We start from the raw sequence: 16,224 nt of genomic DNA on the forward strand, positions 1-16,224 counted from the left end.
TTCTCACTGCTAAAATTGTACGCGTATGTTTGAAGAAATTTTAAACACCGTAAAACAGCACTTTGCCGAGAATCCGGAAATCGCGCAGCACATTCCTGCCGATCAGCAGGAGGCCATCCACAACGAGATCGCTACGCATGTCGCCAACAACATGCCTGCTTCAGGTGAAACGGGTGGCGGGGGAGCCGCTTCGGGTGGTGGCTTACTGAGTGGGCTGTTCGGAAAAGTGGAAGCTGCCATCTCATCGGGTAATCCCATTGCTTCGGCCGTTGAAGGCGGCCTGGTGGCCAGCCTGACGAGCAAATTCGGACTTCCGGCTGCTGCTACGGGCGCCATTGCGGGTGCTCTCCCGGGATTGTTGCAAAAGCTGATGAACAAGCCGGCTACGGCTTAGGGTCACGGGCCAGGCCGGAGCTGGGGCGGCCGCCTTAGGGCTGGGTGGCGGCGGCTGATGGCTGCTGCGAGGTCGTGCGGCCGGGGGGCCGTTACTGCGGCTGATGCATCATTAAATGGTCGATGAGGTGTTGCACCGTTGTTGCGGGTAGCGCTTCGACGAGATGGGATTGCTTTTCGTCCATGGAGTCTTCCCAGGTGTTGCTGCCAAAGGTGTCGATGACGATGTGCCCATGCCGCAGGCTATACCAGGGTGCATAGCCGTTGATGGCGACGAGCACGGCGGTTTCATCCCAGCTGCTGCGGCCTTGCGCGTCTTCCGGCGACTGAGGGATGCTGATGCGAAACACATCCTTCACGGGGTCGTGTTGGATGGTGTTGTTGTTCACCAGCGGGAGCCCGCATTTTATTCGCTTGCCGATCTCGAATCCACTATAGATGATGGGCGAGGGCCAGTCTTTGGAGACGGCAAGCGCCGCCGAGACATCCCGGTTGATATTGAATTCCTTGCCCCGCGGGAAAGCGCCCGCCATAGAAACCAGCAGCCTTACTTTTTTCTTTGCCAATTCCAGCCCGTCCAGGGGAGAGATGTCGTCGGGGTTGGTCTCGAGCAGATCGGCCAGGTTGGTGAGAAATCCTACCGTGACGATGACTACGCTATGATCGGGCTGCTTTGCCAGGACCTTCCGGTAAAGTGTAACCGCGTAATTGGCGTCAGTGTTCTGGTTTATCGCGTGAGGGTAATTCGCAAGGAGGCTATCCGTCCAATGTTGTTTGTCGCGGATATCGGGTGCGTTGCCGCCGGGGACGCCGATGGGGATGTCGGGCCGGTGGAAGTAGGTGTTGAAGACGTTGAGCACGGCGGCGACGCCTTCGTACCGGTTGCTTGCCATCGTCGCAAGGATAGTGCATTTGCCGCTGTCGGCGAAGGCATGAAGCAGGGCAATAGCGCCTACATCATCATAGTCGGGGCCCATGTCGGTGTCGAAGATGATGGGAATGGCGTGTTGGGCGCCGGCAGGGGTGGGGGACTGGGCCCGGGCTGCCGGGCAGGCGAAGAGGGCCAGGGAGACGAAGAGCGCCTGGACTGCCGGCCGGGCAAGGGTCGGCGTCGGGGCTGGCGTCCGGGCAAGGATCGGGAGAGCGATGGGGAGGGGAAGGAGTTTTGGCATAGCAAGAGGATGAGGGCGGTTGTTGCGCCCCGGCCCTAAGCTACTAAGAATTCGCAGATTTCGCGGCGAGGGATTTACAGGTTAATGCTCATATCCCGCCGGAATACCAGGGTCTCCGCAGTGATGGCGGTGATGACGGGCTTGGCACTGCGATGGTCGAGGTCGAGCAACTGGCCCTGCCAGGCGGCGATTAGTCCATAGTCTGCGAAGTCGCGTGCGCCGATGAGGAGGATGAGTTGACCAAGCCGGCCGCCGTCTGCCATTTCGTAGGCGAGAAAGGGGTGGGATTGTTGCCGGAGGCCGGTGGCAAGGCTCTCCACGAGCGCAGCGGCGGCATGCGGATTAGTGACATCGATGGTGAGCATACGCAGGTATCTCGCGCCAAGGGTGATGCTGTCTTCGGCGTCGGAGAAGGGCAGCCGCTGTAGTTTGTAGCCCGTTAGGTAGTCGGCGAAGGGATCGGTATGGAGATCGTTGTCGGCGCCGTCGCCGGCCGGGTCTACGCGATGGTCGAGATCGCGCCACTCATGACCGAAGGTGGCATCGACGAACTGGCCTGCGCGGTCTCCGGAGATGATGAACCAGCCATACCAATTCCATTTGTCACCCGCGCCGATGTGCCACTGCAGATGTTTTTTATAACCGGCTTCGAAGCGCGCGGCCTGCCCTTCCTTTGGTTTCCAGATGGAGAAGGCGGCGAGATTATGTTGCGCGCTCGCGGTGGAGGCGAAGAGCAGCGAGAAGAGAAGGATGTTCTTCATAGATCTTTTCCGCGAAGCTAGGAGTTGCGGTGCGCGAAAAATTGTAAAAAAATGAAGTGGCCTGATGCGATCGAAAGAGGTACCTTAGATGCTATGTTTACCTTCCGGCAATATATCCCAACGAAGACGGGCCACCTGGTGAAATCCATGTGGTATATGGAGCACGCCGGCGGCGGGGAAGGGTACGAGGAAGAGATCGTCCCGGACGGGCACCACGAGCTGATCTTTTATCTCGACGGCCGCAGCCAGCACCGCATCGGCAACGGCGCCTGGATCGACGAACCCGGTGCGCTCATCGCGAGCCAAACGCTGCAGAGTCATCGGTTAAGGATGTCCGCGGGATCGAAGTTATACGGCATCCGGTTCTATCCGCACACGCTCTATCCGCTGCTGGGCGTGCCGCTGCATCTGCTCGGCTCGGCCATGATGCCGATGGACGATCTGCTAAAAGGTGACGGGTTAGCCGCCTGTATAGACGAAGATGTGACCGCGAGCTTCCGGCGATTGGAACACCGGCTGTTGGGTTTGCTGAGTGAGCGGGCCATGGGGCAGTCTGCGGGGCTGCTGCGCGGGAAAGCCATGGAGCAGCCGGGGTATGCGTATGTCGATCATTCCGTTCGGCGGATGCTGGCCGGTGGCGGACCGGCTTCCATAAAGACGCTGGTGGGGAAGAGCGGCGTCACGGCGAAGCATTATGACGAGCTATTCAAACGATACGTGGGTATTACGCCGAAATGTCTCAGCTCTATTTTGCAGCTGAACAGTTTTATCCGTTATAAGAATCGTTTCCCCGCGAAGACGCTCACCGAATGCGTGTATGAGGCGGGGTATTATGATCAGTCCCACCTGATCAGGGCCTTCAACCAGTGGGTGGGGGCGACGCCGGGGCAGTATTTTCATTCGCGGGCGGAGATCAGCGATCTGTTCGCGGCGCTGTAGGGTGCGCGTTAGGGATCGCAGCGGCAGCCCGGAGCCCGAGCTATACCCGAGCGATAGCGAAGGGTACGAACGAGGAGGGCCGTGGTGAAGCAGGTCCGACGAAGTTCTCGAGGGTGAGGACTACAGCGGAGAGCCCGACCCGCCGCTTCGCTTTGGTTTGCGGCGGCGGGGAACGCCCTACTCACTCCTCAATGCCGGCCGACGCATAGATCCACCAGGGTATCGTCGGTAGTTTTTTTACCATGGCGTGCAGAATATGGAAATTTTCCCGCCAAGACAATGCCTGATTTCATATGATCTGACAACCAGCAGATTGTTTTTGGGAAAGCTGGAATGAGTGTTCTGTTTTGATACAAAAGGTGTATCACTTAAAAGTAATTTGATGACAACTTAGGGGAAACACTTGCATTTTTAGATTATGACTACTATATTCGCTATCGTTAACCACTATCCTATTTATTAGACCCTACTAAATCCTTTCCCTTATGAACCACGCTTACCTATGCCTGGCACCGGCATTCTTGCGCCGTTGTCTGAACCGGACCTCCTCCTTTCTCCTCTCCTTATTATTATTACTATGTAGCATCCCTTCCCTGGCCCAGACCATGGATAGCACCGATCTTCCCGTGCTGTGGCTCAGGGCGGACAAGACACCCGACTCGGCCTGGAAGGATGTGACGGGCCACGGCTACGACGGAACTTTTTTCGGTGTGGGCCCGCGCCAGCATGTGCTGCTCAATTATAATCCCGCCATCTGGTTCAATGGGGCCGATGATTCAGTGCGCATCCCCTACAATCTCGATAGTCTTACGGAGATGACGTATATCGCCGTGTTCGTACCGGCGGATACAAGCGAAGCGGCGGTGTGGGGAACATCTGGTGCGTTCTTGCGCAATACGTGGATGACAACGCATCGCGTGAACGGCCCCGATAGCACTGCTGACACGGTGATCACCTCCGGTAAAATAGCGGTGATGAGCACGGTACTACAGAGCTGGATGCGCAACGACAGCCTCCTCCCCAGCCCGACGGCCTGCCTGTTGTTTGGTGCGGCGGGTCAGGCGGGGGTTTCGGGCGTCACGTCGAGCGGCGGGGCGGGAGGCACGGGCGGCGGGGCGAGCAGCGTCCTTCCCTTCAAAGGCGCCCTGGCCGAACTGCTGGTCTTCGACCGGAGCCTCGATGTGCTGACGCAGGTGCAGTACGAAACTTATTTAGCTATTAAATATGGTATACCGCTGACCCAGGGCAATTATGTGAGTGCGGGGCAGACGGTGCTTTGGAAAGCGGACAAGAATAAAAATTACGCCTGGCGCGTGACGGGCCTGGGCCGTGAGGACTACTTTTCGCTGCACCAGAAACAAGCCGTCAGCGCCATCGATGCGGACAGCCTGCTGGTGGTGAGCAATGGGGATCCGCAGTCGTCCAATGCGGCAAATGCCGACACCCTGGCAAACGGTAACTACCTGGTGTGGGGCGATAACAACAAGGCCCTGACCCTTGCTGCGACACCCGATAGTCAGCTTCAGCTGATGAACCGCAGCTGGCTGATGAATGTGAGCGGCGCCGGCGCCCATACCATGGCAACGACGATCAGGGTGAGTAAAAAGAACCTCCCTTCCAGCCCCAACGGCTACTGGCTGGTGGTGAACCCGGGCGGATACCCCGGATATCCCGTCGACAGTCTTATCTATCATTTGCCGGACTCGACTTCCGGTGACACGCTGGTATATTATCGTCGCGTTCGATGGGACCCCGATGGCTCGGGAAAAGATCTGTTCGGGCTGGCCCAGGCACGCGATCTGCTCTTGAAGCTGCGGGTGCTCGATAGCCCGACCTGCGCCAACCCGATGCTGGGGAAAGTGATGCTGTCGGCGGTTGGGGGTCAGAGCCCTTATTTTTATCGGGTGATGAATTCCGCCGGGCAGGTGATCTCTTCCGGCAGCTTTGTCGACTCGGGCGCTTCCGTCACCAACCTCTCCATGGGTAAATATTCTCTCTTACTCACCGATGTACAGGGCCATCAGTCGCTGCGCACGCTTACGATGGTGGTGCCACAGTCTCAATACTTAAATATTGGCCTCGGGGGCGACCAGGTCTTGCCTGCAGGCGGGCAGCTGTACTTCGATGCTTCCCGCTATGTTGCGGCAGGCGCCGCAGAGGCGTATCAATGGACGGGCGACAACGGCTTCCATGCTACCACACCGGTGATCGCGGTGAGCGAACCGGGAAAATATTCCGTGGTGGTGACGAGTACGGCCGGGTGCGTCTTCCACGACAGCGTAGATGTTTTGGGCAACGCCGGGCAATATGTCGCCGTCTATCCTTCGCCTTCCGTCGACGGCAATTTCACCATCAGCATTTCGCTGCCAAAGGCGGGCGAGGTCTCCGCGGGCATCTATGATGTCAACGGCAACAGAGTGCAGGAGATGGCCGGTCACCAAAATACCGAATACCGGTTCACCGGGCATATCGCCACGCCGGGTGTATATATGATAAACGTAAAAACTCCGAAGGGCGTCGAATCCCACAAGTTGCTTATCCTTTAACCCCAATCCATATCCCATGAGAACGACTTTTACAAAAGGTACAGTCCTCTTTCTTATTCTTTCCATTTGTCTCCATGTATATGCCAAGGCACCGGGTGATAAGGCGTATAGCGGCAAGAACCGGCGGCATGACCCGGCGACGCGAATTCATTCTTCTCCGCAGCAGGCGGGTGTCATCGGCGTCGGCGTCACCGGTGAGGCGGACAACCCGGCGGACAATCTTTTTCATGTGTATTTGGCTGCGCCGTTGAAGGGCAACGAACGGGTGTGGCTGTCCTATGACCTTGACGGCGTTCAGGATTATACGGCCGTGAGCCGGAGCATCAACGACCAGTTAGCTGCCGGCGGCTATTTTGTGCGCAAGCGGAGTGGCTGGGAGCATCAGCGCGAACGGGTCAGTGCTTCCTGGCTACGCCAGGGGGACAACGTCATCCGATTCGGCCTGCCTGCGGGTGCGGCTTATGGTTATAAAGTGAAGAACCTCGCCATCGAAGTGGCGGCGCCGGGCGCCGCGGAGGCGGTAGTGCTGTCGCAGGGGGCATTGTCGCGGGGGGGACTGTCGCGGGGGGCGATGCAGCAGGGGTCGCTGCCGCGGTATGCGGACAAGGGATATGTCGAAGGGTTTGTTACGGGCGCAGGCAGGCAGATGGCGAAAGTGACCATCGACGGGAAGGCTGCGCGGGTATGGAAAGGGGCTTTCGAGGCGATAGTGCAGCGGCCGGCCGGCTTGGGCGGGAGTTTGAGGCCAGGCGGTTCGGCGGGAGGTTGGCTGCCGGCCGATTCGGCCGGGGGTTGGCAGTCGACCATCGAAGTGGAATATCCCGATGGAAGAAAGGAGCAGCGGGTGGTGCGGTTCGCGGGGGAGGAGAAGGCGGATTATCAATATGATATCGCGGGCGCTGTAGTAAGTACGCATCGATGGGTTGGCGCGGGCCAGGCAGCGGTGCTGGCTGTGGGTGGCGCGAGTATCAGTATTCCCAAAAACGCGTTGCAGGCCGCCGCGACGGTGAGTGTTACCGCGCTGCGGACCGTCGATCTGCCGGCGCTGGATCAGGGAATGGTGAACGTCACGGCTGGCGGCGGAGGATTCCGTTTCCTGCCGCATGGACATCTTTTTGCGCATGACGCCCGGCTGAGCCTGGACTATGATTCGACGTTGATCCCCGATGGGTATACGGCAAAGGATATCCGAACCTATTATTTCGATGAGAAGAAGGGCCATTGGGTGGCGCTGGCCCGGGACAGTGTAGCGGCACGGGCGGCAGCGGTGGCCGGGGAGGCGACCGGGGAGGCGGCTGGGGAGGGAGCGGCGGCACGGGCAGGTGCGGGAGCTAAGGCCGGGGTGGGTGTTGTTTGGTCGCGCACCGGGCATTTTACCGACATGATCAACGGGATCATCAAGGTTCCCGAGTCGCCCCAGGTGGATGCCTATAATTCGAATTCGATGAAAGGGATAAAGGCGGCCGATCCGAGTGCGGCTGTCAACCTCATCGCTCCGCCCAGGGCGAATGCCATGGGAAATGCTTCTTTGGGCTATCCGATAGAGATCCCCGCGGGACGGCATGGGTTGCAGCCACAGCTGGCGATAAGCTATAACAGTGCGGGTGGGGACGGCTGGTTGGGCATGGGCTGGGACCTTTCCGTGCCTTGCGTAGGCATCGAGACGCGTTGGGGCGCACCGAGATTCGATGCGCAAAATGAGACCGAGACCTATACGCTGAGTGGCGGCCAGTTGAGTCCCGTCGCGCACCGCGGCGACCTCGTTGCCCGATCGGCTGAAAAACAATTCTACCCGCGGGTAGAAGCTGCCTTCGATAAGATCATCCGCCATGGCAACAGCCCGCAGACTTATTGGTGGGAGGTGACCGACAAGGAAGGGACAAGATTTTTTTATGGCGGCGATCCTTCCACAGGCGTGGATGCGGCCAGCACGCTAAGCGACGCCAACGGCAATATCGCCCACTGGGCATTAAGAGAGGAGCTCGACCTGCACGGCAACTTTATTCATTATTTCTATACCAAGGTGAGTGACCCGGGCGTCAGCAACAGCACGGTGATGGGCATACAGCTGTACCTGAGCAAGATCACCTATACGGGGTACAATGGGACGGAGGGCCGCTACAGTGTGCTCTTCGGCCGCGATCGCGATGTAGACGGGCATACGACCCGCAAGGATGTGGGCATCACGGGGCTCAACGGTTTCAAGGAAGTGACGGCCGATCTGCTGCGGCGCATCGACGTCCAGCTGGATGGGACGGATATCCGGCATTATGAACTTAATTATACGCAAGGAGCATTTTATAAGACCCTGCTGGCAGGCATAAGTCAATTCGATGCCAGTGGGAATTTCTTCAACCAGCACACGTTCGATTATTATAAGGATGTGGCTTCCGGCGGAACCCTGGCGCCGCTGGCTACGGCCCAGCCTTGGGTAACGAACGCGGACAACGTTCATGGGGGAATGCTGACGCATCTCAGCGGGTTTACCGATGAAGCCTCGGCCCTCAGCGGAACGGCCAATACCGACTTCACCGGGGGCGTTACCATCTCGGTAGGTTTTGGCAGCCCGACCGACAAGCTCAACTCCGTCGGCGGCTCGTTCAGCTATTCACAGTCGCAGAGTAATGGCCTGCTGGCGATGGTCGATATCAACGGCGACGGCCTGCCTGATAAGCTGTTCCTGGATGGTGGCAGCAATACCCTGTATTACCGGCCGAACCAGTCGGGCACCACGGGAAAGACGACCTTCGGGGATAAGATCGCCATCAATGGCATCAATGTCTTTCAGAAGGATAAATCCACCGGCTATACAGTGGGTCTGGAAGCCGTGGCGTTCTCGGCGTTGATGGCAGGGGCCAACGCAACCTGGACGAACAATAAGACGACCATTTATTTTACCGAGGCCAATGGCGACCAGCTGCCCGATATCGTCAAGGACGGGCAGGTGTATTTCAATCATATCGACACGACAACCGGCCAGATCACCTTCACCCCAACCAGCGTGGGGACACCCAGCCCCATTTTTGCCGGGGTGACGATCAGCCAGAATCTCATCGATCCCACCGAGGCAGAGAACGATCGCCAGCAGGCTATCGACAATAATCCCCTGCAGGACGTTGTGCGGATGTGGCAGGCGCCTTATAGCGGGACCATCAATGTGACGGCGCCGGTGCAGCTGTTGCCTTCCAACGATCCGGAGCGGGCGAGTACGCCGGCGGACGGGGTGCGCGTAGCCGTGCAGTTGAGGGGCAGCGAGATCTGGACCCAGAACATCGGGCCGGACGACTATTCCGTCCATCAGCCCACGGGGCTCAGCGGCCTTTCGGTGCAGAAAGGTGATCGAATCTATTTCCGGGTAGGGTCGATCGAGAATGGCTCCTATGATTCCGTCAACTGGGCGCCGGTGATCGATTATGTGGGCCAGGACCTGAGCGTGGCCGATGCCAATGGCAAGACGCTGTATCATTTCGATGCGGCCAAAGATTTTGTTTTGAGCAGTGCGCAGACGCTGACGCCGCCTATCAACGGGACGGTGCACATCGGCGGTCCCTTCGTCAAACCGGTGACCACCGATGACGTGACGCTGATGATCCAACAGACAAGTTCGGGGACCACGACGACCATCTGGCAGCAGACCTATGCGAAGGACCAGGCGGTGAATACGACGATCTCGCTGGATAATATTGCAGTAACCAATAGCAGTCAATATAGTTTCCTGGTGACATCGCCCACCAATGTCGACTGGGCGAATGTATCCTGGCAGCCGGTGATGACCTTTACCAGCGCCGCAGATCCAACCATCGACCTGACGAAGACAACCATCTCGTCGGCTGCGGTGCCCAACTATTCCATCCTTGCCAATGGCTTGCAGCCGAGCCTGCCGTATAGTGTAGTGTTTGGCGATGCGGCGTTGCATACTATCACCGTGACGCCACAGCTCGCGATAGACCCGACGCTGCTCGCGGGCGGTAGTGGCACAGGGACGATCATCTTCTCAGTGAAGGAGCCGGGCAAACTGCTTGGCGAGGTGGCGATGCCGGTGCAGAATGGGATCGTGCAATCGGGGAACTATGCATTGAATATAGGGGTGCATAATGGAGATCAGCTGTATGTTGACTATCATGTGGCGGATAATGGCCTGGCTGCGGCTATTACGTCGGCTACGGCCACGCTGAGCGGAGATCTGAACGGTTCGGCGCCCGCGGGTCTTTGGTCGGGCGTGCCGAAAAACGGCAAGGAAGAAGATATTATTTTCGGCAGCTTCTACCGCGGCTGGGGACAGTTTGCATGGAATGGCAATCGCAGCTATGCGACGCAGCCCATCGACGAGACCCTGCTGAAGCCGAGTGACCAGATCGCGCAGAAGGCGAATGTGGACCCTACAGCGCTCTCGCAGCAGGACGGCAACCAACTGACGGCTTCACAGGCCTATGATCCCAAGGCCGATCGGTTTATCATCCTCGTGGCGAATGGCAATCAGCAGCGCTGGGCCGGCTACGATCGGGAAGTATTCGTCAAGGGCGCCAATATGAGCAGCAGCCGGATGGGAGCCAAGGATGTGAGTCTGCTGACGATTAATACCGGCGGCGGCGGAACGGGTTCACCGGGTGTTGACAAAGTAAGCAAAGTAACGACCACCGCATATACGCTTAGCGCCAATGTCGGCTTCGCGGGGGCAAGCGGCAGCCATTCCAGCAGCACCTCGAAGAGTCTTACAGATTTTATGGACATGAATGGCGACCACTACCCGGACGTAGTGGGCGAACAGTTGATCCAATATACCGATGCCCGCGGCGGTTTGTCGAACCGCACGGTGTCGAATGGCCCCATCCAGCAGACGGACGCAACGGTGAATGGAGTGGCGCTCACCGGCTCGGCCTATATCCCTATGTCTATTTTCCGTAGCAGCCCTGATGGCGAGCAGCAGGTCGACGCCGGCACTGCTACGACCAACGCGGGTTCGGGCAAGATAAGTGTCACAGGCAATGCAGGAGTAAATGTAGGTTCCAATCAAGCCGGTTTCCTCTACGTGGACATGAATGGTGACGGCTTGCCCGACCGCGTCGATCAGTCGACTCATCTGGTTTCCCTCAATCTTGGCTATGGATTCGCGCCAGGGGAGGACTGGGGTTTCGACCAGATACAGCAGGGCAGCAGCAATTCGTTCAGCGGCGGCGTGGGGCTGGGATTCAATTGGGCGCAGAACAGTATCTCGGTTGGGGTTAGTCTCTCCCGCAGCGACAATGCCTCGAACCTCTCGTTGCAGGATATGAACGGCGATGGCCTGCCCGACCTGGTGACGGTGGCGCCGGGCATCGGCGGATCGCAGGCGCTGCAGGTGCGGCTCAACACCGGCAATGGGTTTAGCACGGATGTGCTCACCTGGACGGGCGCCGCGGCGATAAGTACCAACAGCAGCACGTCGGAATCAGGCAATCTTGCCTTCACGGTAGGTTTTACCCTCTTCGGGCTCAAATTCACGGTGAACCCGAGCGCCAACATCGGTGACGGAATGGCCCGGGAGCTGATCAAGATGCAGGATATAAATGGTGATGGCTATCCGGATTATGTCAGTTCGACCAAGGATGATAACCTGACGGTGTCCTTGTCGACCATCGGTCGCACGAACCTGCTTCGTACCGTGAACCGCCCGATGGGTGCGGTATTCGCCCTGGACTACCAGCGGGTGGGCAATACCTTCGATATGCCCAACAGCGTATGGACGCTCGCTTCCGTCAAGGTATTCGACGGGTTCAAAGGCGATGGACCGGATACGCTGATGACGACCTTTGGCTATTCGGGCGGGCATTTCGACCGCGATGAACGCGATTTTTTTGGATTCCGGACGGTGCAGACCAGCAGCCACGACGCCGCGCACAACAATGCTGTTTATTCGATGGCGACGGAAACGTTTGCCAACGACAACTTCTATACAAAGGGCATGGCCCTCTCCCAGCTGTTGCAGAGTGGTGACGGCAAGAAGTATACGGAGACGGACAATACCTACGAATTGCATGATATCACTTCGGGCACCGTACTCCCGGACTCTTATAAGACCAATGACGCCGGAGCGGCCTTTGTAGCGCTGAGCCGGACAGATCATCTGTTTTACGAAGGCCAGCCCAATCCGGGCAAGACGACCTATTTCACGTATGGGTATGATACAAAGGGCAACGTCATCCAATATACCGATTTTGGGGACGCCCCATCGGGTGATGATATCAGTGCCGCTGTTACTTATTACAATATCACGGATAAATATATAGTCGGTTCCGCGAAATCTATCGTCGTAACCGGCGGGGGTGGGGGCACTACTTACCGGAAACGGGAGAGTACCATCGATACCCAGACGGGTGATGTGACGGAGATCAGGGCGTATCTGCAGGACGGCACTGTCGCGGTGAATGACATAGGCTACGACCAGTACGGAAACCTGATGACGATCACGGGGGCGCCCAATGCCAAAGGGCAGCGCCTCCAGGAGAATTATGTTTTCGACGACCAGGTTCATCAATATATCGTCAAAGCAAGCAATAGCTATGGGTATAGCTCGCAGTCGACGTATGACTACCGGTTTGGGCATCCGTTGAGTACGGTGGATCTGAACAATAACAGCATGCACTATGTGCTGGACGACCTTGGCCGGGTGACACAGATAACCGGTCCGTATGAATTGGCTGCCGGGGTGCCTTATACCATCCGTTTCGACTACCACCCGGGGTCGGCCGTACCGTGGGCGCATACCGCGCATTATGACCCTGCTCATCCGGGTAACGACCTCGAGACGGTGACATTCATGGATGGTCTGGCCCGAATGCTGCAAACCAAGAAAGATGCGGCTATTTTCCAGAATAAGGGAAATGCCGATAAAGAACAAATGATCGTTTCCGGCCGGCTGCTATTCGATGGCCTTGGGCGGCAGCAGGCTGCTTATTATCCAACAATAGAAGACAAGGGTAGTGATAGCGTATTCGATGCGGCTTTCGACAATATCAACCCTACGCTGACGACGTTCGATGTGATGAACCGCGTGCTGACCTCAACCATGCCGGACGCATCATCGACCCAGTATACCTATGGATTTGGCAGCGATCGCTTGCAACAACCCCAGTTTAGCACCAAGACGCAGGATGCGAACGGAAATATCCTCGAGCAATTTACCAATGTGCGCGGGCTGATCACGGCGCATAAGAACTATACCTCTAAGGGCGATGTGTGGACCAGCTTCACCTACGACGCCATGAACCAGCAGTTGACCGCTACCGATGATATTGGCGCCACCAGCTCTACGCAATACGATATGTTGGGCCGGCGGATAGGTCAGACACATCCGGATGAAGGCATCACCCAGTATACGTATGACCTTGCGGGCAATCTGACGAAGATGGTTACCGCCAATCTCCGGCAGGACAGTACGGCCATTACGTACACGTATGATTTCAACAGGGTAACGGATATTTCTTTTCCGCATCATCCCGAGAACAATGTTCACTATACGTATGGCGCGGCGGGGGCTGCTTTCAATCGCGCGGGCAAGGTAGTTGTCCAGGAGGACGGTGCGGGGGCGCAGGAATTTTTCTACGGACCGTTGGGTGAGACCGTCAAGGATGACCGGACGATCGTGATCCCGGGACATGGCCAGCAAACCTATGTAACGCAATGGAACTACGACACCTGGAACCGGCTTACCTCCATCATCTACCCGGACAGTGAAGTGGTGAGCTATACCTATAACCTGGGCGGGTTGCTGCTGTCGATGGCCGGTAACCGGCAAGGACAGGTGACCAACTATGTACAACAGCTGGGTTATGATAAGTTCGAATCCCGGGTATTCATGGGATATGGAAATGGCACTCAAACCAATTATACGTATGAACCGCTTCGCCGGAGGTTGCAGAACCTGGTGGCGACGACGGGCAATGGAAGGCGTATGATGGACAATACCTATGGCTATGACAAGATGGACAATGTGCTTAGCCTTGTCAATAATGCCCCGGTCCCGGCCAGCAACCTGATGGGTGGGGCGGCTGAGTACAGCTATACGTACGACGATCTGTACCGGCTGACGACGGCTGCCGGCTCCTTCAAGGGCCCGCATGAGGCGGATCGTTACAGCCTGACGATGGAGTACAATACGGTCGGCAGCATCACGCGCAAGACACAGACCAACGATAAGAGCCCCAATGGGAACAACTGGCTCCCGCAAAAGAAGACTACTTATGACTGGTCCTATACTTATGACGCAAAGCAGGTGCATACCGCCACGCATATCGGCAACCAGACGTACACGTATGACGCCGACGGCAACCAGACCGGGTGGACCGATGACAAGACGGGCCAGCGGCAGAAAATGATCTGGGATGAAGAGAACCGGCTAAGGAGTGTGTCGGTGAATGGTCAGCTCAACAGTTATGTCTATGATGCTGCCGGGGAAAGGATCCTGAAGGGTAAGGGCGACGGCCAGGCCGTATACGTCAATGGTGCACTGAGCGGCAGTTCGGGCGGGATAGGCAATTTCACGGTATATGTCAACCCGTACGTGGTGGTGAAGAGCGGGGAATACTCCAATCACTACTTCATCGGAACCCAACGCATTGCTACCCGGCTCGAACATGGCTGGAACCAGCAGGTCGTTGCCCCGGACGCCGGCGATAGTATTCCTTACGGCAAGAAAGAAAAGCTGATGATCCAGGCGATCGTCCATGACGAGCAGGCGTTGCAGGGGAATGACAGTGCGGGGTCGGGTGTCACCGGCCCGAATGCGCGGGGCGCGTCAGGGGTGGCCGGCAGCGGGACCAGCGGTGGTACTCCCTGGGCCAATGCCAACCCGAATAATAACGGCAATCACTATGCCTACGGGCGTAATAAAAATGGCGGCAGCGGCACAGGCAGCGTGGGTGGAGATTTTCTGTATTTTTACCATCCCGACCATCTGGGTAGTACCAGTTACGTCACCGATGGCAGCGGGGAGGTATACCAGCACCTGGAGTATTTTGCCTTTGGCGAGACGTTTGTGGACGAGCACAGCAATACGGATGTGATACCGTATCTTTTCAATGGCAAGGAGCTGGATGAGGAGACGGGGCTATACTATTACGGTGCGCGGTATTATAATCCCCGGACGAGCATCTGGGAGAGTGTCGACCCGTCGGCTGGTAAGTATCCGCAATGGTCACCGTATGCCGCCATGGGTAATAATCCCGTGCTGGCGAGTGATCCGGATGGCAGGGAGCCGGTGCCGGTGATGTTCGGATTTTTTGGCAGCACCTCGGGTTGGCCCAAGCTGAAACCCAGTCAGTGGTATTTCATCATAACGGACAATGGTGGATACACCGATGCCCAAAGCTTCTCGAAGGCTGCGGTCTTCAATACGTCGCATGGCAATGCCTGGGCATACGAGAACATCAGCCAGAGAAATGAATACTATCAATGGGCGGACAAGCAGTTGTCGGGAAAGAGCAAATGGTTCGATGCCGCCGCAACGGTGACACAAATAAATGCAGTTGGCGCTGCCGAATTTGTCCACTACGGATTTTTGACGGATGAAGCGGCGTCATTCCTGAGTCAGGGGAACAAATATCTGTTCGCGCATAATATGGACAACGCGCGGCAGCTGATGGCGGGCAACCTGGACAAGACCTTTATAGATGCCAACGGGGCGAAGGTATCGCTGAAAGGCCTGAGCGGGAAAGCCCTCGACTATGCGCTTGTTCAGTTCGAGCAGACGAAGGTGCAGGATTTTATCGGGCAGTATCACAAGGATAACCCGAATGCGAATATGAATAGCATTATAAGCTCGATAAACGGTTCGATGGGGGCCCGGCTCGCACCATCCGCTATCCGCAAGGTGATGCACGATTATTTCAACGATGGTAAGACCTTCAACTTCGCCAATTATAATGATAGGGTGAAATTGGGTCAGCTAATGATCGACCAGTTATATGACAAGAAAAAATAGCGTTGTTCTATCGGTGATCCGGTATATATTGTACACCATCTTATTAATGGTGATAGAGACCATCATTTGCATCGTATGCTTCGAAGGGGAACTATTGATCCCGCCAAGGCGGGTGGATAGCTGGCATCTCGGCAATGCGGTGAGGGACGCCCTGCAGATAAATATGGTGAGGTTTATGTTCTACTATGCCATTTATTTTGTGCCCTTCTACCTTTTTATGAGGCTCGTGAAGTGGAAGCGGCGGACATTGCAGGCCGCGGTTGCCAACTGCGGCTTGTATGTAGCGATCTCGCTGGTGTATAGTGTACTATTGCCGGATACCTTCGACTATTTTTCCAGTGATTTTTTCTATATCCTGGTGGCGGCGACGTTTTTGAGCCCGTTGTTGCTGGGGCGGAAAGTGGCGGGATTTTGACCAGTGGTGGTGGTGATTTGACCAATGGTGGCGGTGATTA

Annotated in this window: 7 protein-coding genes; 5 read left to right on the forward strand and 2 right to left on the reverse strand. The window is 56.9% G+C overall.

The annotated features are described in order from the left end of the window. Positions 1–25 precede the first annotated feature (25 nt). Positions 26–394 (forward strand): hypothetical protein, encoded by a 369-nt coding sequence (locus IEY39_RS28530; RefSeq protein ID WP_188938052.1) that lies wholly within the window; start codon positions 26–28, stop codon positions 392–394. A 91-nt stretch (positions 395–485) separates the two neighbouring features. On the opposite strand, the gene IEY39_RS28535 is transcribed toward IEY39_RS28530, so the two are convergent. Continuing rightward, positions 486–1,565, reverse strand: a complete 1,080-nt coding sequence (locus IEY39_RS28535) for a nucleoside hydrolase (protein ID WP_188938054.1) — start codon at positions 1,563–1,565, stop codon at positions 486–488. A 74-nt stretch (positions 1,566–1,639) separates the two neighbouring features. After that, a complete protein-coding gene (locus IEY39_RS28540) occupies positions 1,640–2,326 on the reverse strand; it encodes a hypothetical protein (protein WP_188938055.1) in 687 nt (228 codons plus the stop codon). A gap of 51 nt (positions 2,327–2,377) precedes the next feature. On the opposite strand from IEY39_RS28540, the gene IEY39_RS28545 reads away from it, so the two are divergent. The 4 genes from IEY39_RS28545 (at position 2,378) to IEY39_RS28560 (ending at position 16,184) form a co-directional block, all read left to right on the forward strand. Next, a complete protein-coding gene (locus IEY39_RS28545; RefSeq protein ID WP_188938057.1) occupies positions 2,378–3,265 on the forward strand; it encodes an AraC family transcriptional regulator in 888 nt (295 codons plus the stop codon). A 485-nt stretch (positions 3,266–3,750) separates the two neighbouring features. Continuing rightward, positions 3,751–5,811, forward strand: a complete 2,061-nt coding sequence (locus IEY39_RS28550; protein ID WP_188938059.1) for a T9SS type A sorting domain-containing protein — start codon at positions 3,751–3,753, stop codon at positions 5,809–5,811. A 16-nt stretch (positions 5,812–5,827) separates the two neighbouring features. Beyond that, complete coding sequence (locus IEY39_RS28555; protein ID WP_188938061.1) at positions 5,828–15,769, forward strand: SpvB/TcaC N-terminal domain-containing protein; 9,942 nt, start codon at positions 5,828–5,830, stop codon at positions 15,767–15,769. After that, on the forward strand, positions 15,753–16,184 hold the full coding sequence (locus IEY39_RS28560) for a hypothetical protein (RefSeq protein ID WP_188938062.1): 432 nt from the start codon (positions 15,753–15,755) through the stop codon (positions 16,182–16,184). Before IEY39_RS28555 ends, IEY39_RS28560 begins: the two co-directional genes overlap by 17 nt. Positions 16,185–16,224: the final 40 nt, after the last annotated feature.

Source organism: Puia dinghuensis, assembly GCF_014642875.1.
GTDB classification, from domain to species: Bacteria; Bacteroidota; Bacteroidia; order Chitinophagales; family Chitinophagaceae; genus Puia; species Puia dinghuensis.